We start from the raw sequence: 24,580 nt of genomic DNA, 5'->3' as shown, positions 1-24,580 counted from the left end.
ACCACCAGCCCCGGCTGCTTCTCCGGCTCCGGTCCCGATACCCGAAAGTACAGCGTCTCCGTTGTCACCTGGTCCGCAAGTTCGTCGTGGACCAGAACCACCAGGCGGTAGCGGCCGCGGAACAAGTCTTCCGGAAGCACGAAGCCGCCGCGCAGTTTCGGCGCCCACTCCTTGTCTTCATCGGATAAGGAGGTCTCGATCTCCCCGGTCACCGGCGGCGCAACCAACACGCCCGCGGGATCGAACGCCTTGGCGTAGTAGTCCACGTGAACCTTATTCTCTTTGCGGGTGAAGCCGGTCGCGACGAAACTGAAGTTGACGTGCTCGCCGGGATTGAAAGCATCAGGCTCCAGCACCGGCGATCCGTCTTCAAACTGCGAAACGGCGAGTCTGCTGACCTTCAGGCTTGCCGGAAAGGCAATACCAGCCAGCAGCAGAGCTAAAGCCAGAACTCGCACGGAATTACGGCGTTCTTTCGTCGGAATTGAACGTCAACGGCAGGTCGATATACGCGAGGATCTGTTCCGTCTCATCGGAAACCCGCAAGCGGTAATGTCGCGGCTGCGCGTCGAAGGCGACATTGCCTTTGGAACTCTGCATCGGCTGCAGGCGGCGGTCGATGCCCAGCCAGTCCGGAATATCGGTGCCGTCCGTCAGTTCGTTCGTGGATTGGTCCTTATCGTCGACCAGCGTCATCGTAGGGACGGTCGTGTCCGTCGCGCCGGCATTGTTTATCGCTACTCGAACCAGCAGGAAATGCTTGGCGGGCACGCGCGGATTCGCCTGCGGCCCCAGCGTCATCGCCCAATGCGTTTCGAAAACGTCGTAGACCAGCGGTCCGGTCTGCACGCGTTCGCCGATCGCGTAGGTTCGGATCTTATCGGAACTGTCGGCGCACCCGGATAAAGCAAGCAGCAGCAATCCGAGACACCGGCGTCGACGCATTGCCTCCGATTTTACCCAACCGGCGAAAAAGGCAGCCGGGATACCATCTAATTCCGCTGGCTAACCATTTGTTCGAACTTCTTGCGCTGTTCGGGATTGAGCACCTGAACGATGCGCTCATGCCCCTCGGCCAGGACATTATCGTAGTATTTGTTGAAGTCGTCGAGGATCAGGCCAATCTGCGCGGCCTGGTCGTCGGTCAGCTGCAACTTCTCGCGCCACCGCGCCAGCGTATCTTCTTTCCGCTCTTTGTAGATGATGGCGTGGTGCGCCTCGCGAAACGCGTAGCTGCGCATCATGACCGCGCCCACCGCGGCCCCGCCCAGAAACGCCAGCGAAAACAGCGCGATCAGCGTGACCTTGGGCCGGGCGGCAATCGCGGAATCGGCAGCTGTCATGGAACGGTCGCGTTTCGACTACTACTGATGATATGACGCCAGCGTTACCAGCATTCCGTCCATGTGCTGCGGATCGTCCGAGGGAGCTGAAACATCGTGGCTCGCCATCACCGCTTCGGGCGTATGATCGCTGGGCGCCACGGAATCGACAGGCTGGGTAGCCAGATAACCGCCGCAAGCCGCCAGACAAAGCAGCGAGGCGAGCGCCAGCTTACGCGTGAATCCGGGATCGACCGCGAAGATGCTCAAGAAGCTCTTTGACTTCCGGTCGTTGATGTTCAGCATCAGCCGGTTGCTGAATCCGAGCGGGACAGCGACCGGTTCAACCGCGCGCAGATCCCCGAACAAACCCGAGAGCGTCTGCATCTCCGCTACTTCGCCGCGGCACTGCTCACAGTTCGTTAGATGCGATGTGAGCTCGCGGCCGCCGCGGCCCGAGAGGTAATCTTCCAGTTCTTTTTCAACAATGCGGTGCATAACTCTAACCTTGTCTCCGTTGGCTTTCAGTCATCAGGCTACGGTCCCAGGCGAGCGGTCCAGTCGTTGCGCGGCCTTCACCAGCTTTTGCCTCGCGCGAAAAAGTTTCACCTTGATTGTATTCTCATTCAGACTGGTCATCTGAGCGAGTTCTTCCACGGAATAACCTTCCACTTCTTTCAACATCAGAAGGTTGCGTTCCTCTTCCGACACTTTCGCCAGCAACTTCACAATATAATCCTGACCGGCGAGGCGAACATCGGTACGCGGCGCCCGGTCGGTCGCCGGCTCGGTGTTTTCGACGCGCCGGACTTCGTCTTCGCTCAGATCGCTCTCATACACCAGCTTCCGGACCTTCTTCTTGCGCAGGTAGTCGAAGCACTCGTTGACCGTGATCTTATAGATCCAGGTGATCAGAGAGCTGCGATAATCGAAGTTGCGAATCGAGAAGTAGACCTTAGAAAAAACCTGCTGGGCGATGTCTTCCACGTCGTTGCGCTGGCGAACGATGCCGTGGATGATCGAAAAGACCTTCGACTGGTATTTTTGGACGATCTCCTGGAAGGCATCGTCATCGCCGGATTGTGCTCGACTGACAAGTGCGCCCTCCTCAGTGCTTTGATAATCCACTCGGGTCCTGGCCGACCGGGTCGTAACTGACCGCGTTCCGAGGGTCGGAAAAGCTAGCGCGCCTGAGACCGTTCCCATACACCGCTTCTTACGTGTTCGGGGCTCAACGGGTTTCGCCGGTTAGCTGCTCATTTCGAGCCTATCAGACTCATGTAAAGGGCAGAAAAGGCGCGACTTTTCAGATGCCGCAATAATCGATATACTGTTCCTAGAAGCGTTAGAAAACAAGGAGTTGTTTTACAAATATGGTACAGCTGACAACGGTAGCGGTAGGCAAGGTCAAAGAGATCATGGAAGCGCAGACCCCCAAGCCGAGCGGCTTACGTTTGGCGGTGGTCGGCGGCGGTTGCTCGGGTTTCAGCTATTCGATGGCTTTCGAGAACAAGCCCAGCATGCTCGATAAAACGTATGACTACGACGGGCTGAAGGTGTTTGTGGATCAGGCCAGCATGCTTTACCTGGACGGCGCCGAGGTGGATTACGTCGAGACGCTGGAAGGCTCGGGGTTCAAGTTCAACAATCCGAACACGAAGTCGACCTGCGGCTGCGGCAGTTCATTCAGCGCGTAATTCGGGGAACGGCGTCGCGGCTCAGCATGCATGCGCATGCCCAAAACCGAGCCGCGAATGCCCATTACCGAGCCGCGACAGTCATGGAGCGCAAGCGCTGCTCGCTCACTTCTCCGGCTGATCGTACGGATGCAGCCGCCGCACCCAGATATTCCGAAACCGTACCGGATCGTTGTGGTTCTGCAGCAGCAACGAATCCTCCGCCGGCTGCGGCACGTAATGCGCGACATGCCGGTAAACCATCGGTCCCATGGAAGCTTTGTGGTTGTGAATCATCACGCCGTTCCAGAACGCCGTGATGTACGCCGGAGAAATCAGGTTTTCCCCCTCGAACTTAGGCGCCTCGAAGACGATGTCGTAAGTCTGCCACTCCCCGGGCTTGCGCGCGGCGTTCGCAAGCGGCGGCCACTGGCCATAGATCGCGCCCGTCTGCCCATCCGCATAAGTCGGATTCTGGTACGCATCCAGCACCTGGACCTCATAGCGCGTCTGCAGAATGACGCCGCTGTTGCCGCGCCCCTGACTGTTGCCCTTGGGCGGGTTCGGCGACGCCCACTCGACGTGCAACTGAATGTCCCCGAACTTCTCCTTCGTGACAATGTCCCCGGTGCCTGGAACGACTTCCATATACCCGTTCTCGACCTTCCACTCCGCGGGTCCGGGCTTCCCGCCGTGCGTGATGCTACTCGGATGCCCTTCCCACGCAGACAGATCTTTGCCGTCGAAAAGGACGATGGCATCGGAGGGCGGTCCGCCGGGCCGATCGGACGGCGTCACGACCGGCGGATGCGGACGGTTCGGATCATGCACGTGCCACGGTAAGTTGGGCAGGATCGGCGTGTCGGTGAATCCGAGATCATGATTCTGACTCGCGTTCTGGGCAATAACGAGAGGCGCGACGACGGGAGACGCGATGAAGCAGACGAGCGCCCCGGCTTCTAGAAGATTTAAACGGCTTGGTTTCGGCATGGCTTTCGTTCGAAGCCGTAGCGTATCAGATTGCGGCGCCGGGGTGGGCCCGGTCGGCGCCCAAAAGCGATATGCTTCGCGGAGCGAGTCACGAGGGAAGGACCGCCGCCAGCGTGATCCAAATTGCAATCGGCAACTCCCCGGCGGTGCTTTGTTGCGGCTGTGACCGGCCGTTGGCTCTAACTCGCCTTCCTCCGGAACACGAACTGGTTGCACCCCACCGTCCCTCCCGCGGTTTCCAGATTCGTCATCTCAAACCCGCGCTCGCGATAGAACTGGAAGATTTGTTCCGGTTTCGCGACCTCGAACGGATAGCCGCCTACCCAATCCACGTGATCGCGCCACGGCGACATCCCGCGATCGCGACCGTAGGCGCGCCATTGCCGGAACGGGCGCAGCAGGAGCGCGTCTTTCAAAATCCGCGGGCCCCACGACACCAGCAGCGTGGGCCACAGCACGGCCCATCGCAGCGGGCGCGGCGTCTTGTTATAGATGCGCTTCACCGTGGTCCAGCGCCGGCTGCGCGTGCCCTGATCGTTATAGATCGCAACGAAAAGCAACCCGCCCGGCTTCACCAGCGGCGCGACGTTTCCAAGTGCTTCCCACATCGATCCGGTATGATGCAAAACTCCCCACGAGTACACCACGTCGAACTGACCCAGCGAACCCAGATAACCGCGGTCGAGAACCGAAGCCTGCTCCACCTTCCACTCGCGCGCCGCGTCGCCATATTGATTCCGCAGCTTGCGGGTGCAGGCGAAAGACTGCGGATCGAAGTCGAAGGAATGGACCCGCGCCCCTAATCGATACGCGGCCAGACTGAACAGTCCGCTGCCGCTGCCGGCATCCAGAAACGTGCGGCCTTCCAGATTCTCAACGCCGAGCATCGCGCACAGCGATTTCTCCGCGCCCCCGATGCGGCTCTCATCCAGATGCTCCAGGAACCGCGCCCAGTTCTCTCCGAACTCGAAGCGCTCTCCGGCGGCGACTTCATGGGCATGCGTCGCGCTCATGCCGGCTCCAATACCCCGCGCGAAACGTCCCGCACCTGCGTTGCTGTAACGCCGCGCGCAAGAGGCACGCTCAGCTCGTACCGGGTCTCCTCCGCCGTTTCCGATACGCGCCGGAACCCGAACTGATCGTAAAGCCCGGCGACCATCTTGTTCTTGGCCGTCGGCCGGTAAATCCCGATCAGCGTGCGGACCTCGCGCTCGCGCGCCGCATCCAGCAGCCGGTCGAACATGAACTTCTCCATCTGCCGGCCGAGCGTTCGGCAGCTCATCAACCAGGTATCGATCTCCCACGCGTGCGCGCCCGCCTCACGGCAGATCAGCATGCCGATCAATCCATAGCTGCCGAATCGATCCGACATCTGGAACGCCCCCAACCAAGCATTTGGATCGTACATCCATTTCGCGATCTGCGCTTCGGTGTAGCGCCGGGTTGTCAGGTTGAACTGATTGGTCTTGTTGATGAGCTGGGTCGCGCGCGCCAGATTCGCCGAACTCACCGGCTCCACCGAAGCTTCCAGCTGCAGCTGCTGCAGGAACTCGTCCATCGATCCGTAGGCCGATCGCAGCGTCTCGCGCGCCGACTGCTGCTGATACTGCGTCGCCCGCGCCAGATCTTCCGCCGAAAGCGTCAGCGCCAGGAAGTAACGCCCGCGGTCGATCTCCCGCACCCACTGGAAGACGGACGACCCGAGCTCAACCACGGCCACATCGGGCAACTGCGATCGCACCCACTCGCGTTCCAGCGGATTATCGTCGATGAACACAAAGCTATCGAGCCCGAGTGAAAGTTCTTCCGCGATGCGCCGGATATTCTCCGCCTTGTCCTCCCAATTCGCCCGGAACGCGGCGAAATCTTCCAGCTTCAGCGCCATTCCGGCATGCTCCTGAAACGGAAGCCGCGCGTCTTCCGGATTGTTTTTGGAACTGACCGCCAGCAGGACCCCGCGTTCCCGCAGTTCCTTCAGATACACCTGCAGCTGCAGATGCGCTTCACCCGCCGGAGTTCCGGGGCCGACCTCGATTCGCCCCACGCCGTCCTCACCGATCACGCCGTTCCACAACGTGTTGTCGAGATCCGTCACCAGCACTTTGCGCGTCAATCCGACGACCGCGCGGATGTGCGCCGCCACAGATTCGGCAAGCTCCGGCAGGGCCGACGTGGCCGGATGCTGCTGATACTGCGCCCACTGCGCGGCATCCTCCCACGCGGCGCCCAGAGCACGCTGCAGCTCCGGCGCGTCGACGATTGAAACGAACCCCGGCGCATTATCCCAAAGCCCGCGGTTCAAAACCTCAATCACGCGCCGCCGTCCGCCGTCCAGCTTGTTTCCGAGATAGCCGAAACTTTCGGTGGCCGGGTAATCGGACGCGTATTGGATCACATGACAACTGAACCGTTCGGCGATCTGCTTCCACGTTTGGTAGCGTTCGGCGAGCAGATTCGCCTCAACGGCACGCGGCGTCTCTTCATTGCCGGACAATCGCAGGTCGCGCCAGCTCAAAGGCAGAATCACGAGGCTCGGATGGAACTTGGCCAAGCCGCTCTCGGGGTCCAGAATTTCCTGCTGTTGCGAACCGTACGCGCCTTCGTAAATTTCCACCGCGATACGGTCGCGAAAACAAAGCGATCGGAGGACCTGCGCGAAAAACGCGGTCGTCGCGTTGCCCAGAATCGCGATGCGTGCCGTCCGCAACGACGTCCGATCTTGCGCGGCCACCCGCGCCACCAGCTTTTCCGAGCGCGCAAACAGCGTATAAGGCATCGGCGACGACAGCGCGAGCCGAAGCTGTCGCGCGGCCTCGCTCCACTCGCCCGCATCCGCCAAAACGCGCGCGTAAGCCAGTAAATCCGCGGGCTCCCGAACCGCTTCGCCATCGAGATAACCGCGCCACGCGGGCGCGGCCCGCGGGAGTCCCAGATCCGTTGCCAGCAGGGCGTGCAAACGCGCGGCGTTGCGCGTGGGCGGCAGTTCGGCCAGCCACCCTTCCATGTGATCGCGATCAGACCCGCTCAACCCGCGGCCCAGCACCGACCGCAGCAGCTCCATCCCATCAGGCGAAAGAGCCGCGCCGAGGGTTTCCAAATAGGTTCGCGCGGTGGCCAGCTGTTCGCGCTTGCTTTGTCCCTTTAGCTCGCGGCCTAAATGGGATTCAAGCGGAAGCTTCGTGTTTTTCTGCATCGGCTTTCTACATCAGCCCTCAAGAAGTTGACCTTCCGACATCACGTGGGCCCGGTGCGGCAGCCAACTCGCAACACCGCTTACCCATCCGCGGAATTCTTCTTCCGTTAATCCAGTGTGATCGACTAAGCGGGGCAAAAGCAATCTATCCGTTTCGCGGGTGGTTAATCCGGGTTCACACGTGGTCGCTGAAACTACGCCGCGCTCACGCAGCCATTCCGGAAATTCGGGTAAATGAAACCCGCCGGGATAGCAGAAATGATTCGCCGGTTCGGACGTAATGCGTGCAATTGCCGCACGGTTTTCGTCGATTTCCCGGCGGAAGAAATCGCGGTCCCGCGAGGTCCGATGCCGGTGTGTATGCAGTTGCACGTCCACGCCTGCGGCCGCCAGTTCACGCGCCTCGTCAGCCGTCACCAGGTGGAACAGGCGCCGGGTGCCCAGCGCATCGTAGTCGATCCCGAGACGCCCGGCCAGATCCCGCAGCAGATTGTCTTTCGCAGCGCCGGAAAGCCCGGCCGACTTCACGTAGTCTTTAATCCGCCGGTCAATGGCCGCGCGGTTCGCGTCATCCAGCAGCACCGGCGCGCCCACGACTTCCGGCCAAACCAGCGTCCGCCCGCGCGCTTTCCACGACAGGTAAGAACACGCCACATCGAAAACGGGGCGATTGAAATCCGAATAGTACGTCGTCAGATAGAGCGTAACCGGATAGCTGAATTCGCGAATGAGCGGCAGCGCCTGCGTAAGAAAGTCGTAATTGCCATCGTCGAACGTGATCGCGACCGACCGCGGCGGGAGCGTTCCTGCTTCCATGCGTTCGATCGCCTCACCGAGCGGCAGAACCTTCGCGTCAAGCTCCCGTAGGATCTCGAAACGGCGGCGCAACACCGGTCGCGGCATGTAGAGGCTCGAGTCCCACAAGTGCTCGTCATCGATTGAGATTCCGTGGTAACACAGGATCAACAATCGCCGACTCCGCCACGCGCTTCGGAGCAGGAAGCGATCGACATGAAGCGCCTCCGCCGCCTTGAGGGCCATTAGCTTGGCGCCGCGCAGCATGGCACTACGATGCATTTCTTACGCCTCGAAAACGCGCCGCTCGGCAAGCACATGGGTGAGGTCGCCGATCGATTCCGCGCCCAGAATTTCCTCGTCCGGTTCGATCCCGAATTCACCGGTAATCAGCGTGAATAGCTGCACGTCGGCGATGGAAGACCAGTTTTCGACCGTATCGCGGGTATCCGTATCGCGCAACGACCCGCGCGGCGCGCCCAGGATTTCCTCCACGGCGCCTCGAAAAGCCGACTCAGTCATTCATGATGATTTTCTAGCGCCAGGCATCGCGTATCTCATAATCATAAAGCAATTCCGCGCCATGCCGAACGATCTCGACCCGGTTCCCGAACTCGCGCTTATCGAGAATGCGCTGGATCGCCGCGCATGGACGGATGAGGTTTGCGCGTCGACCCTCGCCGGCGTCACCGAGGATTTCGCGACCCATGCGCCTGTTCAGGAATTATCAGCCGCACTGGGTCCGCTGGTCGCGAACGATGCTGTGGAGCGCGCCGTCCTGCTGCGCGCGGCGCGGTATGGCAACGACCGCATCGATGCTCTAAGAGTAGTGCCGGAAGTACAGTTACTCTTGCGGAAGGAGTTAGCCGCCTTTGCCGCGCACCGTAAAGCCTTCCCGGTAAGTGCCGGCACTTATAACTTCGTGATCGCGAGTAAGATGGCGACACTCCGCCGCTTTCCTTGTGGACCTATGGATTGGGAAGTATCCGGAGTCCCTCTATCGTGGGCGGCCGATCTAAGTAATCGGGACCGGCTTCGTTTTCTAAGCCACACGGCAACCGCGATGCGGGGTCGACGCCCGTTGTTTTTCATGCATGTGGCGCCGGCTCCCCGCAGTCGCGCGCTGGTGTTAGAGAAGGAAGTTATGCGTGGCTGGCATCGCATGGCTTCATCGCTTCAGTTACAGCCCGAGATGAAAGGTATCGCCGCGAGCGCCTGGTTCTTAGACCCGAAAGCGCTTGAGGCGCAACCTCATCTGCGTTGGTTGAACGCGCCGTTCCGCGAGTGGGGCGGCATTATAGGAACAGCCGGCGAAGCACCCGCTGATTCGGGAGTACTCGAACGAAATAAAGAGCGCGCGCGTCAGGTACTTGCGGGTGAAGTGAGATATCGGATAGGGCGTGGATTGTGGTCTCGTAGCGCGGCACTGCAATGGGCCGGGCGTCATACGGAACTGTCGACCTGACGCAGAACGGTCCGGTCACCGAACCCCTATGTTTCGTGCTAAGTTAAACCGAGAATTCATGGTGGGACACGAGTGAATTGGAGGACTAAAGCCGCGATCCAGCGCGCTTTGTCACGTTTGCCAATCGGAAACGAGGACATCTACTATCAGCTGCAGCGCCGGTTTGGCAATCTGCGCAATCCTGAATCGCCTCTGGCAATGTTCCGCGACGCCGCGGCTCCTATCTTTGCCGAGTTGCGGGATTACGGATGTCCGGTGAGTGGAGCGCGCGTGCTTGAGGTTGGGACCGGCCACCGGGTTCATATGCCGCTAGCGTTCTACCTCGCCGGCGCCGGCTCGATAATTACCCTGGACTTACACCCGATCCTGAAGCCCGATCTCGTGATGCAAACCGTCGCGGAGCTCGCCGAACACGAGGGCGAAGTGGCGCGGCTCTTCCAGTCGATCGCGGAACCCGACGCTGTCTCTCGCCGCCTTCGCCTGTTAGCGGAGGCGCGGAGTTTCGCGGAACTCGCCGGTATCATGCGGCTTGAGTATCTATCTCCCGCCGACGCGACTGCGACAAACCTTCCCGATCATTCCGTCGACATCCATTTCTCTCACACGGTGTTCGAGCACATTCCGGGACAGGTGCTTGTTTCCATTCTGCGGGAAGCTTCACGGGTGGTCACGAAATCCGGCCTGATTTGTCATCACATCGACCTTTCGGACCATTTCTCGCACGCCGATCCTTCCATAAGTAAAATCAATTTCCTGAAGTTCTCGTCGGAACAATGGCGCAGCATCGACAACGACCGGTTCGGTTATCAGAACCGGCTCCGCGCCGACGACTATGCCGAGATATATAAGAAGGCGGGGCAGCGAATCCTGAAGTGGATCGATGTTGTTGATCCCATCGCGCTGGGGGCGGTCACCAATGGCTTTCCCCTTGCTCCCGAGTATCGGGGCATTGAAGCTTCGCGGTTGTGTACGGTTGTTGTCCGGGTGATATCCCAGGCCTTACTTCCGTGACCGGCGCATCAATTAGCCACTAGCCGGCCCCACAGTTAGTCAGTACCTATATGAGACAATGACAGCGCGTTCAAATGCCGGAGCACTTCTCGCAAAACTTCACGTGGAGTCACCGGGTCACCTCCGCTGTAAGTCGAAGGCTCCAGGGAATTGTTTATACGTCGAAAGGCGGACTTACCAAGGGTTTGCGCAGAAAAGGGGGACTCGGATTTCTTCCCGGCGCTGCGCATCCCGATACAGCCGAGACGCGTTTCCTGCAGGGGCTGGATTTTAGCGGAAAAATAGTCTATGACATCGGTGGATTCCAGGGACTAATGACCCTCTTCTTTGCGAAGACAGCGAAGCGGGTGATCACTTTCGAGCCGAACCCCGCCAACGTCGTGCGCATCTATGAGAACGCCGGCCTTAACGGGTTCAAGAACGTCTTTGTTTTTGTTGCTGCTATCGGCAATCGGGACGGGGTCCTGCGCCTGTGCGTCGACCCGCTGATGATTGGGGCGGCCAGCGGCGACCCCGAAATATCGGAGCAAATTCGCGCCGAAGTGAAAGACGCGATCGAATTACCGGTGATCCTTACGTCCATCGATGCGGGCATCGCCCGGTTCGGCTTGCCGCAGCCGGAGTTCGTTAAGATCGACATCGAAGGTATGGAACTCGACGCGTTACAGGGCATGACGGATCTTATTGCCTCTCGAACACCCGAACTCTATCTCGAACTTCACGGGACGGTCGAAGAAGATAAGCGCGCCAACGCGACTGACGTCATCGAGTTTATCCGCAGCCGCGGCTATCGAATCTTCGACGTCGAACAGAATCGCGACATTACCGCCAATGTGCCCACCGGACGGGAAAGTCATATCTACTGTCGGCATCCAGGGTAGGAATCGAAAAATACCGCTTGCTTACGCGCGCGGCTCAGTCGACCAGCCCGTTTTAGACCAGACCGTTATAGACCAGAAGCGGTGCTGCACTAACGCGGCGAGATCGTTTCACGAACGCGATATCGAGTTACCGGGCCGGTCGACTCCGCGGTCCAATCTACACTCCCGATGTGGCCACCGCGCGGCATCCCGGTTAGCGGGCTCCCGTTCAAACTTGTGAACGTTAGTTCCGAGCCAGTTAGTCCAATACGCACCGGGCCTCCGATCGCGATTCCTTCGGGCGGCAACAAGCTCTTGCCGCTCGGCTTCCAGTACAGTTCGATCCAGCGCCCGCCATCCTCGCGCGAGAACACGGAACGCAGGTGTGTGTTCTCCCAGACTTGTTGCATGGCGCCGTTCCCTAGTAAGTCCGCTTGGTAACTTACCGTGTCCGTGCGTGGAATCGTAACTAACCGCAAGGGCTTCTCATAAGTTGTGGCCCCGCTGATCCGCAAGTCACCTAAGTGCATGCCCGGCGCGGCATTTGAAGTAAAGACTCGCAGCGAGATCTCGCGCTCGGACGACGCCCCGATAGTGACCACGCTCTTCTCGGGGCTGAACTCTACTCCTTCACCGCTTGCACTTATCGTGAACGTCCGGATCTCCGGCGCGTTGTTCTTCACCTGCACGGTGATGGTCCGTCCATTAGGCGTTTCTACCGGAACGAGCGGCGGGTCGCTCAGAAGTTCCCCCGCGGTTCCGAAATGCACCGCGGTAGCTTCCGCCACATGCACGGATACCGGGCGTAACAACTGCACTCGCCGGTGACTTACACTTAGTCCGTCCGTCTCGATTCGCAAGTCTACTTTGTCCCCGTGGAGCCGGTCGGCCGGGACCGTTACGTTGTAGATAACTTGCGGTAGTTTCGTCTCGCTGGTAAGCGGCCATTGGTCGGGCACAATCAATCTTGACCGCGCCGCAATCTCGGGGGGTGTGTAGTCGGTGGTTACTTTGTTGGTCTCGCCCAGGATTAACACGTGACCCTCCGCGAAGCTCGCCACATGCTCGGGGTCGGAGATGGCGATCGCGATGCGCATCTCATGGCTGTCGCCCTTGCCTGCCGGAATCGGGAGACGCGCGCGCTTGGAGTCCGGATCCCAATCGAACTCTGCCGGACGGCCTCCTGCCAGCATCGGACCCTCCGGTTGCCGCTCCAGTTGCAGCACAGCCATGCCCGCTACGGGCGCGTAGAACTCGAATGCGAGGATACCGTTCTCGTATTCGAGTCCGGTCAGCTCGGATGTCGCATAGAGCAGCCGTTCGGTGTTCGACATCCCCGTGCAGGAGCGGCAGAATCGCTGGTCGGAGAACGAGACGTCAACCGGAAGCAGCAGCGCGTCGTGCGCCGGTACGGTCACGTTCGGAATCTGGATTTCCCGTCCGAACGAAGGCAGCGCGGCGGCGAACGATCCGTGCCACGGCAGCCGCGACGCGTTGACGATGCCGAGCGCGCTCGCGTGTTTCGCGAAACGCTGCTCCACCAGTTCGAGCCCGGTAACGCGCCTGGTTTCGGACCGTTCGGCGCTGTCCAGCACCGCCGCCCAGTAAGTGGAAACCAGCGCTTCGCGCCGCAGCGGCTGCGTGTCTTTGGATTCGTCGCCGCTCAACGAGACGGCGCCTTTGCGAAAGATCGGACTTGCCTCGCTCTCGACATCGATCCAGAGCACCTGCTTGCGCGCGTGCATCGCCATGCGGCTCTTGGTGAGCGCGTTCGGATCGAGCGCGGAGACGCGCAGGGCTTGCGCTTCCGGCTCAACCAGGGCCAGCCCGGCTTGCGTTACGAGTCCGCGAAACTGGGCCGGTGTTTCTTTGGAAGCGATCGCGTCGACGCCGATGTTGTGCAGCCAAACCAATTCGCGCGCCCACAGGAATTGCGGAATCCGATCGGCCGGGAAATCGACGACGACCGCATGAAACGCCGGTTCGGAGGCCCTGCTGTTTGCGAATCCGATGCAGAGAAGCGCGCACAGAAGTACGCGCTGGATCAATGACGGCTCCACGATCCCAGACGGTAGTCCTCGACGAGCGGCATCTTCACGACCTTGCACATCTCGAACAGGCGCGAACGCGCGCGCATGCCCAGACGATCGGTCAGGCTCAGGCGGTAGTCGACCTTGGCTTCGCCTTCGCCGCGCCGGGTTGTCTCGACATCACCCAGATTGGTGGTCGCGATCAACGGCTTCCGGTGGTTGCACCGATGCGTCAGGATGGAGGTGACGGTGTCTTCCACGAACTCGGTGACGCGATGCGCGCCGAGATCGTCCAGGAGAAGGATTTCGCAGTCGAGTGCCGAGCGGTACGCTTCACGATCGCTCACGCCGGCCATGCCATCGAACGACGACCGGATGCGCGTCAACAAGTTCTGGTAATCGAAGAACAAGCCTTCGAAGCCGCGCTTCAATAGTTCTCGAAATGCCGCCACGGCAAGGTGGGTTTTGCCGGTTCCGGGGTCGCCCATGAGCAATAACCCGGGGTGCTCCGCGTTGGGAAACTCGCGCACAAAGCCTTTGACGGTAGTCATCGCCTGCGCAAGTTCCCGGTGCGCGCGCTTCGTTGAGAAGTTATCGAACGAGGCATTTCGATAGAGCGGCGGAATGCCGGCAGCCTCTTCGTTGCGTTCCGCGCGGCCCTCGAACTGGCAATGGCACCGCTCCGCGCCGGAGAGTTCGTCGCTTTCCACGATCTTCCAACCCGACCCGCTGCAGTCCGGACAAACGGAGATCGCCATGGTTCTTATTCTATGGTGACCAGGACCGCGCCCGCGTTCACCAATTCGCCCTGCTTGGCGTGAATCGCCTGCACGCGTCCCTCGCGCGGACTCTTCAACTGATTCTGCATCTTCATCGCTTCCACAACCACGACGCCCTGACCCGCGGCGACTTCCTGACCGGCCATGACGAGCACCTCGATCACCTTGCCGGGCATGGGCGACTTCACTTGCGCGCTGCCTGCGACCGCGCCGCGTGCGGCCTGAGGACTCCACTGACGCGGATCTGAAGTGTCGACGGCAACCGGCACGCCGTTGACGCGGACTTCATCGCCGACTAGGCGGATCTCGACGGATCGCGTGCCATCGATCACCGACCAGACCCCCGGTTCGACCTCGCGCACGTCAATCATGTACGCGGCCCGCGAGCTTCCAATTCGATACCGGCTGCGCGGCGGCTTGCGGTCGTTTACGCGCGCGTTTCCACGCTTCGGCCGCGAGCGCTCGATCCGCTTCGCTCACGGTTCTCTCGACGCGCCGCGCGAAGTAGCGTTCCAGAAATCCTGTGTCGAGTTCGCCCGCGAGAAACTCCGCGTCGCCCATCAGCTCTTCGAAAAACCCGATGTTGGTCTTGATTCCGAGGACCTGATATTCGCTCAACGCACGGCGCAGTCGCGCGGCGGCCTGTTCGCGCGTCCCTGCCCAGACGGCCAGCTTGGCCAGCATCGGGTCGTAATCGAGCGGCACGGTCCAGCCCGCAAAAACGCCGCTATCCACGCGAACGCCCGGACCCGCGGGCTCCGCATATTGAGTGATGCGACCGGGGGAAGGGAAGAACTGCTGATCGGGGTCTTCCGCGTAGACGCGGCACTCGATGGCCGATCCCCGCCACTCCACTTGATCCTGCCGCAGCGCCAGCTTCGCGCCGCCGGCGATCTCCACCTGCATGCGCACTAAGTCGAGCCCGGTCACCATCTCGGTGACGGGATGTTCCACCTGCAGGCGCGTATTCATCTCGAGGAAGTAGAACTTGCCCTGCTGATCGACCAGGAACTCGATCGTGCCCGCGTTGTAATAGCCGGCAGATTGAGCCGCTGCTACGGCGGCTTGGCCCATGCGCTCGCGCAGCGTGGGATCAATCGCAGTCAACGGCGACGGGCATTCCTCGATGATTTTCTGATGCCTTCGCTGAATGGAGCATTCGCGCTCGCCGAGGTGAATCATCGACCCGTGCTCGTCGCCGATCACCTGGATTTCGATATGCCGTGGCCGCTCGATCAGCTTCTCGACGTAGATCGCCGGATTACCAAAAGCCGCGGCCGCTTCGCTGGATGCGGTGGCTAGAGAACTCTCGAAATCCTCTTCGCGGTCGACGCGGCGCATGCCTTTGCCGCCGCCTCCGGCAACCGCTTTGAGCATCACCGGATATTGCGCCGTCTGCGCAAACTGGCGCACGTCGGTATCGGTCCCGGGCACGACCGGCGCGCCGCTCGCCACCGCGACTTTGCGCGCTTCCGTCTTCGATCCCATGCGCCGGATGGCTTCCGCCGAAGGACCGATGAACTTGATGCCCGCGGTTGTGCAGGCCTGCGCAAACTCCGCGTTCTCGCTGAGGAATCCGTAGCCGGGATGGACGGCGTCCGCTCCGGTTTTCTGCGCCGCGTCAAGGATGCCGTCGATCTTCAGATAGCTACCGATGCGCACCGCTTCATCCGCCTTACGGACGTGCGGCGCGGAGCGATCGACATCGGAGTAGACCGCCACCGCAGCGATGTCCATCTCGCGCAATGTCCGCATCACGCGAACCGCGATCTCGCCGCGGTTCGCGACCAACACTTTGCGGAACGGACCCGATTGCGGCAACCTACCAGCTCACGCTCTTGCCCGGCTCCAGCGTCCAGACTTCGATTCCCAACACCTTCACTAGCGCCTCGAGACTTTCGGGCGTTCCGGTTAAAGCGGGGAAAGTGCCGAAGTGCATCGGGATAACCTTCTTCGCGCCAAGCAGTTTGCATGCCGCGGCTGCTTCCTTCGGACCCATCGTAAACAGGTCGCCCACCGGGAGCAAGACCAGGTCGGGCGCATAGAGTTCGCGGATCAAACCCATGTCCGTGAAGACGTTGGTATCGCCCGCGAAATAGATCTTGCGGCCATCCGCGAACGTCAGAACGAAGCCGGCCGCTTCACCGCCGTAGATGATCTTATCGCCATCCAGAATCCCGCAGCTATGCACCGCGTGAGTCATGGTGACCTTCACCGCGTCTTGCCCGTCGAAGAACAGCTGCGTGCCGCCTTTGTTCATCGGATGCAGGGTGTCCTTCTTCACGCCCTTCGATTCGAGCCAGTTGCACAGCTCGAAAATGGCGGCGATCCGCGGCTGGAACTTCTTCGCCAGCGGGACCGCGTCATGAATGTGGTCGAAGTGACCATGGGACAGGATCATCAGATCCGCGCCTTCGATCTCATAGCCTTTCGGGTACTTCGGGTTCTCGGTCCACGGGTCGGCAATCAGCCGTTTCCCCGTACCGAAGACAAACTCAAACGTGCCGTGGCCCAACCAGGTAATCTGCATTTGATTCGGATTATTGCAAGCGAGCGGCCACCGTTGCGTTGACATCAATCCCTTCGCCGAACCTGGCCAGATTCGGTATGGTCACGGGTAAATGTCCGCGGATCGGAATCTCGCCCCAGAGCGCTTTCACGGCGGAGACTTCGGACGGCGGCACCGTGCTGAAAGTCGTCAGGTAGGCGGCTACATTCGGGAAACTGCGCAGCAGGTAAGGATTGCCCATCGACACCAGCAACACCGGCTTTCCCGAAGCGATGAGCTTCTCCATCAGCGCCGGATAATTGCCGCCGAGCGACACGCTGCCCCGGTATCCGGCCACGGACACGAAAGCGGCCACATACCACTGAGCGCACGTGCCCGCTCCGGATATGGCGGAATCCATCTCTGCTTCGGTGATCGCCGGGCTGAGCAGCAACACGGGACGGCCGGGCGCGCGGTGTTGGATCTCCGGTTGCATGGCCTGCCCCTGCTGGCTATTCGGGCCTTCGCGGAGAATTGCAAAGCAAGATTGCGTGTTCGGTGGGATCGGCAACAGCTTCGAATCGTTCTTCACGAGCGTCACGGCGGAATCGGCGATGGATTGCGCGCGCGCATTGCTCTGCGGCAAGTTGACCAGCGTCGGGATCGCCTTCACGTTCACGTAGCGTTGCGCGTTCAACCCGACGCGTGCTTTCGCGGCCAGGATTCGGTTCACGCTATCGTCCAGACGCTCCTTCGAGATCTGTCCGCTCTTCACGGCGGCCACCACGGCATCGATCGCCGCGATGGGGTCAGTCGGCATCAGGAGCACATCGGCGCCGGCCGCGATGGCGCGCACGGCTGCGTCACCGGGACCGTAGCCCTTCGCCACGCCGCCCATATCGAGCGCGTCCGTCACGACGATGCCCCTGAATTTCAAGTCGTCGCGAAGCAGCTTGGTCAGGATCTCCGGCGACAGCGTGGCCGGCAGGTCGCCGGTTCCCAGCGCGGGGACCGAGAGATGCGCCGTCATGATCGAATCGACTCCATTCGCGATTGCGGATTCGAACGGCACCAGCTCCACCTGATCCAGATGCTGGCGGTCGGCGGAGATCGTCGCCATGTTCAGGTGCGTGTCGGTCGCCGTATCGCCGTGACCGGGGAAATGCTTGGCCGTCGTCAGCACGGTGAACTTGGGGTTCGACTGCGCTCCCTTTATGAATGCGTCTACGTACTCCGAAACCTGCTTTGGATCTTCACTGAAGGAACGGATGTTGATGATGGGGTTGTCCGGGTTGCTATTCACGTCGGCAACGGGTGCGAACACCCACTGCACACCAATGGCTCGCGCTTCCTGCGCCGTGATCTCGCCTTCAAACTTGACGGCGTCCGTGCTCCCCGCGGCAGCGAACGCCATCGCTTGCGGAAAGATGGTCGCGTCGTTAAAGCGCATCGAAGCGCCGCGTTCCAGGTCCGCGCCCACGATCAGCGGGATCTTCGCCAGGCGCTGTAGCTTGTTGATGACCGTGGCCGCTTCCACGGGATCGGCGCGCTGCACCAGATGCCCCTGGAAGACATTGACCAGAATCAGCCCGCCGACATGCTGCTTCTTCACCAGCGACGCGACGTCGCGTTCCACCTCGCGGCGCTTATGCCGCGCGCGTTTCGGAAGAGCCTGCCCGGTGAACGGCACGACCACGAGTTGGGCTACTTCGTCGCGCAGCGAAAGCCGCTTTGCCGGGTTGGGAGTTCCCGGCGTTTTTTGGCGCGGTGCTTTGCGGACCAGGGCGTCAGCGGAAAAAGTGAGGCTCGCCGCAAGTGCTATAGCGGCGAGCCGTTGCCACAGAAGACGTTTGCGGAGCGTCACTTAACCCGATGTTGCCACACTCGCCTTGGCGGCCCGCGCCGGTTTGCGGCGGCGCCCGCGTTCGAGCAACTGCCTCACTGTCCGCAAAAGATATTCGTCTTCCTTGTTGCCCTTGTTTAGAACAACGTCGGCCCCGGTGCTTCGTGCATCCATTCCGATCATCTCGACAAAGCCGGATAGCAAGACGATCGGCACGGCTACGGGTTGACGGCGCAACTGCGCGATCAGCTCGAGTCCGTCCATTTTCTTCATTCGATAATCCGTCACCACCAGGTCGAACGGATCGCGAAGAAACAAATCCAATGCTTCTTCGCCGCTACTCGCAGTTTCCACTACATAGGATTCCTGCTCCAGAAGCATCTTGCGCCCGAAATTTCCTCTGGTGTTGTCGTCGACCAGGAGGATGCGGGAAGGAACATGGGAAGCCGAGGGTGCCATTACCATAACAGGTGCCCGGAGCGTAACAGAGCCGTGACAATCCTGTCAACGAGCTTGTATATCGTTCAAAGCGAGAGAGATGGAGGACTTGACTTTCGTCACTCGAATTTTGCAGAAGGGGGCGGTTGTTTCGTTATGAGATTCCCGCGGCTACGGCTTCCAGCTTCCGCACGCCCTGTTCGAGAATTACCAGCCGGTCATCGAAATCACTGACAACGTTCTTCAGACCACGCTGGCGCATTTCCATGGGACTCGCCCGGGAGTGAAACGCGGTGATCAGGTTCGTCTCGGCCTTCTCGATGCGGAGAGAGAGTTCTTCTTTGAATCCGCCCATCTCTTCTTTGATTCCGGCGATCTCGGCGCGGAGCTCGTCTCTCGTTTCGCGCAGGTCGGCTCGAAGCCCTTCATCGGTCACAGCGTTCTCTCCCTGGGACACTTGCGATTGGCCGGGCCTCCCCCGCTCTTTCTTCGTCGGAAGGTTCTTATTTAGCCCAAGAGGACGCGCCTGGCTATTCAACCGTATGCGGCGCGTTATAGCCGGCCTTGCAAATGATGCGGTACTTGATCGGCTTGCCCTTCTCGTCGCTGACTTTCAGCGGGTCGCCTTGCGGATTCACCAGCTCCACTTTGATCTTGCGGAACTTGCCGTCGCGGGCGGTATTCGTCGGCGAGTAGCCGATGGTGTACTGGTTGCGCAGCGACTGCTGGATCGCCGAATAGATGCTCGGGAATTCGCCGGTGAAACGCGGGAAGAAGCTCTGGCCGCCGGTCTCTTTGGCGAAGGTCCGCATCTCGTTATCCGCTTGCAGGAACCCGATCTCCTGCGATCCGGACATGTTCGACATGATGCGCAAGGCCTGCATCAATCCGATCGCATAGACCGGAACCGCGTCCTCCTGGATGATCTTGCGCGCTTTATCGAACGTCAACTTGCTGAAGGTATCGACGCCGGTAGAAAGCAACAGAATCGCTTTGCGGCCCTCGATACCTTTCATGCGCTCCTCGGTGTCGACGAGCGCGTCGAACAGATTCGATTCCGAAAAGCCCGGGATGCGGAGACGGCTCATGGCTTCTTCCGTCTTGCGGCGGTCCTGGCTGAAGTCGCTCAGGATTTCCGGGTGCATATCGTAAGCGATCACCGCGACATAATCCTGCGGCTTCAGCGTCTGCACGAAACCGTAGGCCGCCTGCAGCGTCTGGTACCAGGTCTGGCCGCCGTAGCGCTGCCACTTGTTGCTGAACTCCACGAGCATGGCGACCGTCATCGGCGCTTCGCCCATCGAGAACGATTTGATTTGCTGGGGGACGTCGTCCTCGAGCACCCGGAAATTGCCTTTAGGGATGTTGGGGATGAAGCGATCGCGATTATCCACCACCGCGACGTCGACCGTCACGAGGTTGGCCTCCACCTGGAAACTGGCGGTATTGTCGTCGTCCTTGTGGTTATTGGGTTTCAGCTTCGACGGGATGGGCGCGTTGCTGTCATCGTCCGTTGTGTCATCGGCCGGTTGCGCGGGCTTGGTGCGCGGGCGGGCGACGCTGTCGGTGCTGCCGCTGCTCCCTTGCACCGGGCCGTCCTGCGGGCCGTCCTGAGCGATCAGAACGATGGAACCCGCCAGCAGCGCGCCGGCGATTACAGAGGTAAGCAAAAGAGGGCTGCGCATAGGTATAGCAGTTTGATGATATCTCTCTATGTGGACGGACGCGGTGGATGAGGTGTTACATCGTCGTGTTCCGGGAACTGCCGCGACTCCGACCTTGATTCGGAAGGCTTGGTAGCATCGAGATGGTGCCAGGGCTACTGACCGCCGACGACCTCATGCCGCTCGTCGCGTCCCTGACCGATATTGAGCGTACCGGCTGCTTCGCTTGATTGCCGCGCCCCACGGTTCGGATGCCTCCGGTTACGCGGCGGCGCCACCCACCGGCGATGAGTTCTCTGGTAACGACAATCCGATCGCCTGGGAGCCGGATGGGTGGGAAGCGTTTCGTTGATCCGAGGCGAGATCGCTTCACCACCGCGAGGCCTGCGAGTCTCAAATGACCGGCTCGACCGTTTTGCTTGTGCTCGCGGGCGTTAGAATATTGGAGTGTCAGAAGCGGAGATCCAAGTCGTGTCCAATCAGGCGGGCGAGCCCACGGCTGTCATTGTGCCGATCGCGCTTTGGAAAGAGATTGCCGCCGAGCGCGAAACTGCATATCTCCTTAAGTCTGAAACCATGCGCCAACGGCTGCGCAGTGCGCTGGAGCGCGGAGGTGGTGTGTCGCTGGACGACGCTGTGGCGAAATTGGAATTGTGAGAGGCGTCGAATTCGACGCCGACGCATTCGACGACTTGGCATGGTGGGCCGAGCAGGATCGGGCACAAGCAATTCGCATCATCCGTCTCGCGCGAGACGCTCAGCGCGATCCGTTTTCCGGCATTGGTAAACCTGAGCCACTTAGGCACGAGTTGGCCGGCTGTTGGTCGCGACGCATTGACCAGGAGCATCGACTGGTGTACCAAGTTCTCCCGGACAAGATTCGCATTCTGGCCTGTCGCTATCACTACTAAGATCGACAAGGCAGCTGATTCGTTTCCGGAATCGCAGCTAGCTCACGAGAAGAAGAATGAGGGTGGCGGCAGTCGATAGATGAAGCACGATGTGAGCCGTGTTCGGCACCAGTCCATGGCGCTGCGGCAAAAAGGAATGCGTATTGCCGAACATGATTCGATAGCGGGCTGCACGGTCAGGCTCTGCTCGGAATAGATACGGCAGCCACCAGGCCCGGAGCTGTCCGAAGAGCAGCAAGCCATAACTGATCGAAATCCAATAGCGAAGCCAATGAGGATATGGCCGCCTGAAGTAAACAAGGCTGTAAAGGAGGCCAATCGTAAACGGTACGCTCTGAATAAGAGTGACAACCACTAACCTCGATCTTGTGTCCTGGCTGCGAACTGCCGCGACATCGTTCAACCGGCCGAGCGGGATCCAATCATGAACCCAGAGAAAGAGGACCTGAAAAGCCTGAAGCAAAACCAGAACGATCTCTGCCATGGGGTTTTAATTATGAACCATGGCGCTGGAACGCGGCACTGGTGTGTGCTGGACGACGCGGTGGCGAAGTTAGAAGATCGCGCGGATCTCCAACGTACCGCCGAGAGCCGCTGCGTACTGCGAGAGAGTGCTCAGGTACAGGTCCGTCCGATGTTCGATTTTCGAAACCTCGCCCTGGTCTGCGTCATTTGTCTTGCGCGCCGCAGTTCCTCGAGCGGCATGGCGGCGATCGTTTCGCAAACTCGACTTGCCACTTGATGCCTACGCCCGGCGCCCATCGCGTCGCGCAATTCTTTGAAGTTTCGAGCCGGCAGCGGGGCGAAGCGCTCGTAGCAACGTTGTTTTGAAAACACCCTCGTGCCGACCATTCAATCCACATTCTGAGCCGCGACAGCCTTCGAGCTGGTGCTCCGGAAAGAACCTTCGAATGCTTTTTACCGCGCGCGAGCGGAATGCTCTCAAGGCGCACCGCTCCGTCGCGGCTCAGTACCGGGTATTTGCATCCGGCTTCCTTACCATCTGTCGTATGCGGAACTCGCGGGCGGTTCCCTTTTCTGCGCTTTAATGCACCCAGGGCTCGCGCTTGGAATCCTGCTTCCGCATATAGACCTGAAACTTACGCCGCGCCCGCTGCAATTTCCACTGTTCATATCGCCGCCCCAGATTGAGCGCGGGCATCCGCGTATGCGGCAGCTTCATGTACACGAACCCCACCAGCAATCCGCCCAGATGCGCCACGTTACTCACGCCGCTATTCCCGCCCGAAACGCTGAAGTAGAGCGCCAGCGCGCCCATGATGATCACCAGGTATTTGGCCTTGATCGGGAAGATAATCAGCAGCACGGTCGTATCCGGGAACAAGAGGCCGAAGGCGAGCAGCAGTCCGTAAATTGCGCCGCTTGCGCCGATGGTCGAGATCGCGCCTTGTCCGAACAGCAGGGCGATGATGACCACGCACACGCCCGCGCCGATTCCACAGACGAAGTAGAACTTGAGGAACTCGCGCGTGCCCCAGGTGCGTTCGATCTCGGAACCGAACATCCACAGCGCCAGCATGTTGAAAAGGATGTGCATCGGGCTGGTGACGCTGTGCAGGAACATGTAGGTCACGAGCTGCCAGATTTCGAGGCGCCGGACTACGTCGAGCGGCGTCAGCCGGAACGGGGAAAAGATGCCGTCGTAGCCGGAGAGGCCGCAGATCAGATCGAGCGCCCAGATGCCGATATTGGCGATCAACAGCCACTTAACGCCGGGAGTTACGGAGGGAAGAAGTAGGCTCCCGCGATAGCGGTATCGCGTGTTGGTGGGCATGGGGCTACTCTAGCGTCAGAATATCAGACGGGTTAATGGTCGGCCGGGACGGATGCCGCTTCGCGGGCGCGCGCAATGCGCAGCAGTTTCACGCCGACCACTCCCGTTCCGATGGTCAGCGTCATCCACACCTGCCAGTGCGAAAGCAAGCCTTCGGTGATGGCGAATTCGCCGGTCCAGCCAAGATCCGAGGTGAGCCGCCAGGCCGCCAAAGTCAGGCAGGCCACGGCAGCCAGAGTAAACAGACCGCCCGCCATCAGCGCCGCCGGAGCGACCACGCGCGCGCCTCCGGACCCGATGACTCTGCCAGTTGGGGCGCGTTCCGGAAACCTTATCTTCACCACCATAAAACCAAACTCCGCGAGACCTTCTTTGTTCTTCAATGTACCAGTGTTTGGGGTGCTGTAGACTCTCTCCAAATGCGAAAAATTCGAACAGCAGTGTTTGGGACCGGTTTCATGGGTAAGGTACACACGGAGGGCATACGGCGGCTCGGCAACGTCGAGGTCGTGGCCATTGCCGCGTCCAGCGATGAGAAGGCGCGCCAGTTTGCCGATCAGGTGGGCGTTGAGCGCTCGACGGGGGATTACCGCACGCTCCTGGAAGACAAGTCGATCGACGCGGTGCATGTCTGCACGCCGAACGGGCTGCATTTCCCGATGTCAAAGGATGCTCTGAACGCCGGGAAGCACGTGCTTTGCGAGAAGCCGCTGGCGATTTCGGTGGATGAAGGGGAGCAACTGGTGGCGCTCGCGAAGGAGACGAAGCTGGCGAACTGCACGTTTCAGAATCTGCGGTTTTATCCGCTGGTGCAGCAAATCCGGCGCATGCGGGAGAACGGCGACTTTGGCGAGATCTACGCGGTGCAGGGGACCTATTCGCAGGACTGGCTGCTCTACGACACGGACTGGAACTGGCGGGTCGAGGCCGGGGCGAACGGCAGATCGCGGGCTTTCGCGGATATCGGGACCCATTGGTGCGACATGATCGAGCACACCACGGGATTGCGGATTACCGAGGTATGTGCGGATCTGCAGACGTTTCATAAGACGCGGAAGAAGCCCAAGGGGTCGATTGAGACGTTCAGCGGGAAGACACTGAGTCCGACGGATTACGAGGAGGTGCCGGTGGTGACGGAGGACTTCGCGGCGGTGCTGTTGCGGCTGGGCGAGCAGGCGCGCGGCGCGTTCACCGTGAGCCAGATTTCGGCGGGGCGGAAGAACCGGCTCTCGATCGAGATTTATGGCACGAAGGGGTCGGCTGCGTGGGACCAGGAGAAGCCGGATGAGTTGTGGCTCGGGCAGCGCAATGAGCCGAATC

29 protein-coding genes are annotated in these 24,580 nt (G+C 60.4%); 7 read left to right on the top strand and 22 right to left on the bottom strand.

Features of this window, described 5'->3' with window-relative positions:
* From H1Y01_RS09790 to H1Y01_RS09770, 5 genes are all read right to left on the bottom strand, one after another.
* Positions 1-458 (bottom strand): hypothetical protein (locus H1Y01_RS09790; RefSeq protein ID WP_180540324.1); only part of this gene is annotated, 458 nt, incomplete at its 3' end.
* A gap of 4 nt (positions 459-462) precedes the next feature.
* Positions 463-945, bottom strand: a complete 483-nt coding sequence (locus H1Y01_RS09785) for a DUF4352 domain-containing protein (RefSeq protein ID WP_180540322.1) — start codon at positions 943-945, stop codon at positions 463-465.
* A 47-nt stretch (positions 946-992) separates the two neighbouring features.
* On the bottom strand, positions 993-1,343 hold the full coding sequence (locus H1Y01_RS09780) for a hypothetical protein (RefSeq protein ID WP_180540320.1): 351 nt from the start codon (positions 1,341-1,343) through the stop codon (positions 993-995).
* 21 nt (positions 1,344-1,364) lie between these two features.
* Positions 1,365-1,820, bottom strand: a complete 456-nt coding sequence (locus H1Y01_RS09775) for an anti-sigma factor family protein (RefSeq protein ID WP_180540318.1) — start codon at positions 1,818-1,820, stop codon at positions 1,365-1,367.
* A gap of 33 nt (positions 1,821-1,853) precedes the next feature.
* Positions 1,854-2,450 carry an RNA polymerase sigma factor gene (locus tag H1Y01_RS09770; protein ID WP_219341423.1) on the bottom strand — a complete coding sequence of 199 codons (597 nt, stop codon included), beginning with the start codon at positions 2,448-2,450 and terminating at the stop codon, positions 1,854-1,856.
* 245 nt (positions 2,451-2,695) lie between these two features.
* On the opposite strand from H1Y01_RS09770, the gene H1Y01_RS09765 reads away from it, so the two are divergent.
* Positions 2,696-3,019 (top strand): HesB/IscA family protein, encoded by a 324-nt coding sequence (locus H1Y01_RS09765; RefSeq protein ID WP_180540314.1) that lies wholly within the window; start codon positions 2,696-2,698, stop codon positions 3,017-3,019.
* A gap of 105 nt (positions 3,020-3,124) precedes the next feature.
* Here H1Y01_RS09765 and H1Y01_RS09760 read toward each other — a convergent pair whose 3' ends face one another.
* The 5 genes from H1Y01_RS09760 to H1Y01_RS09740 all read right to left on the bottom strand — a co-directional run bounded on the left by H1Y01_RS09760 (position 3,125) and on the right by H1Y01_RS09740 (position 8,498).
* Positions 3,125-3,988, bottom strand: coding sequence for a 3-keto-disaccharide hydrolase (locus H1Y01_RS09760; protein ID WP_180540312.1), 864 nt, complete (start codon positions 3,986-3,988; stop codon positions 3,125-3,127).
* Positions 3,989-4,167: 179 nt separating this feature from the next.
* Positions 4,168-5,001: a class I SAM-dependent methyltransferase gene (locus H1Y01_RS09755; RefSeq protein ID WP_180540310.1), complete on the bottom strand. Its 834-nt coding sequence runs from the start codon at positions 4,999-5,001 to the stop codon at positions 4,168-4,170.
* Entirely contained in the window at positions 4,998-7,181 is a 2,184-nt protein-coding gene (locus H1Y01_RS09750) for an HAD-IIIC family phosphatase (protein ID WP_180540308.1), read from the bottom strand. The genes H1Y01_RS09755 and H1Y01_RS09750 overlap by 4 nt, the downstream gene beginning before the upstream one ends.
* A gap of 12 nt (positions 7,182-7,193) precedes the next feature.
* Positions 7,194-8,258: a polysaccharide deacetylase family protein gene (locus H1Y01_RS09745; RefSeq protein WP_180540306.1), complete on the bottom strand. Its 1,065-nt coding sequence runs from the start codon at positions 8,256-8,258 to the stop codon at positions 7,194-7,196.
* A 3-nt stretch (positions 8,259-8,261) separates the two neighbouring features.
* Positions 8,262-8,498 carry a hypothetical protein gene (locus H1Y01_RS09740; RefSeq protein ID WP_180540304.1) on the bottom strand — a complete coding sequence of 79 codons (237 nt, stop codon included), beginning with the start codon at positions 8,496-8,498 and terminating at the stop codon, positions 8,262-8,264.
* 61 nt (positions 8,499-8,559) lie between these two features.
* On the opposite strand from H1Y01_RS09740, the gene H1Y01_RS09735 reads away from it, so the two are divergent.
* The 3 genes from H1Y01_RS09735 to H1Y01_RS09725 all read left to right on the top strand — a co-directional run bounded on the left by H1Y01_RS09735 (position 8,560) and on the right by H1Y01_RS09725 (position 11,333).
* The gene (locus tag H1Y01_RS09735) at positions 8,560-9,441 is read left to right on the top strand and encodes a hypothetical protein (protein ID WP_180540302.1); all 882 of its coding nucleotides are present in this window, start codon (positions 8,560-8,562) and stop codon (positions 9,439-9,441) included.
* 108 nt (positions 9,442-9,549) lie between these two features.
* Positions 9,550-10,452: a class I SAM-dependent methyltransferase gene (locus tag H1Y01_RS09730; protein WP_180540300.1), complete on the top strand. Its 903-nt coding sequence runs from the start codon at positions 9,550-9,552 to the stop codon at positions 10,450-10,452.
* 74 nt (positions 10,453-10,526) lie between these two features.
* A complete protein-coding gene (locus H1Y01_RS09725; protein ID WP_180540299.1) occupies positions 10,527-11,333 on the top strand; it encodes an FkbM family methyltransferase in 807 nt (268 codons plus the stop codon).
* Positions 11,334-11,422: 89 nt separating this feature from the next.
* Here H1Y01_RS09725 and H1Y01_RS09720 read toward each other — a convergent pair whose 3' ends face one another.
* From H1Y01_RS09720 to H1Y01_RS09680, 9 genes are all read right to left on the bottom strand, one after another.
* On the bottom strand, positions 11,423-13,360 hold the full coding sequence (locus tag H1Y01_RS09720) for a COG1470 family protein (RefSeq protein WP_180540297.1): 1,938 nt from the start codon (positions 13,358-13,360) through the stop codon (positions 11,423-11,425).
* A complete protein-coding gene (locus H1Y01_RS09715; RefSeq protein ID WP_180540295.1) occupies positions 13,357-14,100 on the bottom strand; it encodes an ATP-binding protein in 744 nt (247 codons plus the stop codon). The genes H1Y01_RS09720 and H1Y01_RS09715 overlap by 4 nt, the downstream gene beginning before the upstream one ends.
* Positions 14,101-14,105: 5 nt before the next feature.
* Positions 14,106-14,492 (bottom strand): biotin/lipoyl-containing protein, encoded by a 387-nt coding sequence (locus H1Y01_RS09710; RefSeq protein ID WP_180540293.1) that lies wholly within the window; start codon positions 14,490-14,492, stop codon positions 14,106-14,108.
* Entirely contained in the window at positions 14,485-15,942 is a 1,458-nt protein-coding gene (locus H1Y01_RS09705; protein WP_180540291.1) for an acetyl-CoA carboxylase biotin carboxylase subunit, read from the bottom strand. Before H1Y01_RS09705 ends, H1Y01_RS09710 begins: the two co-directional genes overlap by 8 nt.
* Before the next feature lies 1 nt (position 15,943).
* Complete coding sequence (locus H1Y01_RS09700; RefSeq protein ID WP_180540328.1) at positions 15,944-16,651, bottom strand: metal-dependent hydrolase; 708 nt, start codon at positions 16,649-16,651, stop codon at positions 15,944-15,946.
* A 10-nt stretch (positions 16,652-16,661) separates the two neighbouring features.
* Positions 16,662-18,473, bottom strand: coding sequence for a glycoside hydrolase family 3 protein (locus tag H1Y01_RS09695; protein ID WP_180540289.1), 1,812 nt, complete (start codon positions 18,471-18,473; stop codon positions 16,662-16,664).
* Positions 18,474-18,911, bottom strand: a complete 438-nt coding sequence (locus H1Y01_RS09690) for a response regulator (protein WP_180540287.1) — start codon at positions 18,909-18,911, stop codon at positions 18,474-18,476.
* A gap of 133 nt (positions 18,912-19,044) precedes the next feature.
* The gene (locus tag H1Y01_RS09685; RefSeq protein WP_180540285.1) at positions 19,045-19,326 is read right to left on the bottom strand and encodes a hypothetical protein; all 282 of its coding nucleotides are present in this window, start codon (positions 19,324-19,326) and stop codon (positions 19,045-19,047) included.
* Between the two features lie 94 nt (positions 19,327-19,420).
* Entirely contained in the window at positions 19,421-20,575 is a 1,155-nt protein-coding gene (locus tag H1Y01_RS09680; RefSeq protein WP_219341422.1) for a VWA domain-containing protein, read from the bottom strand.
* 426 nt (positions 20,576-21,001) lie between these two features.
* Here H1Y01_RS09680 and H1Y01_RS09675 point away from each other — a divergent pair, with 426 nt between their 5' ends.
* Together H1Y01_RS09675 and H1Y01_RS09670 are read left to right on the top strand one after the other, a co-directional pair.
* Positions 21,002-21,211, top strand: coding sequence for a prevent-host-death protein (locus tag H1Y01_RS09675; RefSeq protein ID WP_180540283.1), 210 nt, complete (start codon positions 21,002-21,004; stop codon positions 21,209-21,211).
* Positions 21,208-21,465, top strand: a complete 258-nt coding sequence (locus tag H1Y01_RS09670) for a Txe/YoeB family addiction module toxin (RefSeq protein ID WP_180540281.1) — start codon at positions 21,208-21,210, stop codon at positions 21,463-21,465. Before H1Y01_RS09675 ends, H1Y01_RS09670 begins: the two co-directional genes overlap by 4 nt.
* Positions 21,466-21,502: 37 nt before the next feature.
* On the opposite strand, the gene H1Y01_RS09665 is transcribed toward H1Y01_RS09670, so the two are convergent.
* The 3 genes from H1Y01_RS09665 to H1Y01_RS09655 form a co-directional block, all read right to left on the bottom strand.
* Positions 21,503-21,949 carry a hypothetical protein gene (locus H1Y01_RS09665; protein ID WP_180540279.1) on the bottom strand — a complete coding sequence of 149 codons (447 nt, stop codon included), beginning with the start codon at positions 21,947-21,949 and terminating at the stop codon, positions 21,503-21,505.
* Positions 21,950-22,510: 561 nt separating this feature from the next.
* Positions 22,511-23,260, bottom strand: a complete 750-nt coding sequence (locus H1Y01_RS09660; protein WP_180540277.1) for a rhomboid family intramembrane serine protease — start codon at positions 23,258-23,260, stop codon at positions 22,511-22,513.
* Positions 23,261-23,292: 32 nt separating this feature from the next.
* A complete protein-coding gene (locus H1Y01_RS09655; protein WP_180540275.1) occupies positions 23,293-23,643 on the bottom strand; it encodes a hypothetical protein in 351 nt (116 codons plus the stop codon).
* Positions 23,644-23,679: 36 nt separating this feature from the next.
* Between H1Y01_RS09655 and H1Y01_RS09650 the strand changes: the two genes are divergently transcribed.
* Positions 23,680-24,580: Gfo/Idh/MocA family protein (locus tag H1Y01_RS09650; RefSeq protein WP_180540273.1), on the top strand; the 901-nt coding region annotated here is incomplete at its 3' end.

The organism is Nevskia soli (genome assembly GCF_903970205.1).
Classification (GTDB): Bacteria; Acidobacteriota; Terriglobia; order Bryobacterales; family Bryobacteraceae; genus Bog-113.
The sequence above is the reverse complement of the archived record's forward strand: the minus strand, read 5'-3'. Positions and strand labels throughout refer to the sequence as shown.

Coding starts and splice junctions, on each gene's coding strand:
- H1Y01_RS09745 (WP_180540306.1), bottom strand. CDS start 8,258: ATGCATCGTAGTGCCATGCTGCGCGGCGCCAAGCTAATGGCCCTCAAG.
- H1Y01_RS09740 (WP_180540304.1), bottom strand. CDS start 8,498: ATGACTGAGTCGGCTTTTCGAGGCGCCGTGGAGGAAATCCTGGGCGCG.
- H1Y01_RS09690 (WP_180540287.1), bottom strand. CDS start 18,911: ATGGCACCCTCGGCTTCCCATGTTCCTTCCCGCATCCTCCTGGTCGAC.
- H1Y01_RS09700 (WP_180540328.1), bottom strand. CDS start 16,651: ATGCAGATTACCTGGTTGGGCCACGGCACGTTTGAGTTTGTCTTCGGT.
- H1Y01_RS09715 (WP_180540295.1), bottom strand. CDS start 14,100: ATGGCGATCTCCGTTTGTCCGGACTGCAGCGGGTCGGGTTGGAAGATC.
- H1Y01_RS09665 (WP_180540279.1), bottom strand. CDS start 21,949: ATGGCAGAGATCGTTCTGGTTTTGCTTCAGGCTTTTCAGGTCCTCTTT.
- H1Y01_RS09755 (WP_180540310.1), bottom strand. CDS start 5,001: ATGAGCGCGACGCATGCCCATGAAGTCGCCGCCGGAGAGCGCTTCGAG.
- H1Y01_RS09775 (WP_180540318.1), bottom strand. CDS start 1,820: ATGCACCGCATTGTTGAAAAAGAACTGGAAGATTACCTCTCGGGCCGC.
- H1Y01_RS09785 (WP_180540322.1), bottom strand. CDS start 945: ATGCGTCGACGCCGGTGTCTCGGATTGCTGCTGCTTGCTTTATCCGGG.
- H1Y01_RS09710 (WP_180540293.1), bottom strand. CDS start 14,492: ATGATTGACGTGCGCGAGGTCGAACCGGGGGTCTGGTCGGTGATCGAT.
- H1Y01_RS09780 (WP_180540320.1), bottom strand. CDS start 1,343: ATGACAGCTGCCGATTCCGCGATTGCCGCCCGGCCCAAGGTCACGCTG.
- H1Y01_RS09750 (WP_180540308.1), bottom strand. CDS start 7,181: ATGCAGAAAAACACGAAGCTTCCGCTTGAATCCCATTTAGGCCGCGAG.
- H1Y01_RS09735 (WP_180540302.1), top strand. CDS start 8,560: ATGCCGAACGATCTCGACCCGGTTCCCGAACTCGCGCTTATCGAGAAT.
- H1Y01_RS09680 (WP_219341422.1), bottom strand. CDS start 20,575: ATGCGCAGCCCTCTTTTGCTTACCTCTGTAATCGCCGGCGCGCTGCTG.
- H1Y01_RS09760 (WP_180540312.1), bottom strand. CDS start 3,988: ATGCCGAAACCAAGCCGTTTAAATCTTCTAGAAGCCGGGGCGCTCGTC.
- H1Y01_RS09765 (WP_180540314.1), top strand. CDS start 2,696: ATGGTACAGCTGACAACGGTAGCGGTAGGCAAGGTCAAAGAGATCATG.
- H1Y01_RS09725 (WP_180540299.1), top strand. CDS start 10,527: ATGCCGGAGCACTTCTCGCAAAACTTCACGTGGAGTCACCGGGTCACC.
- H1Y01_RS09660 (WP_180540277.1), bottom strand. CDS start 23,260: ATGCCCACCAACACGCGATACCGCTATCGCGGGAGCCTACTTCTTCCC.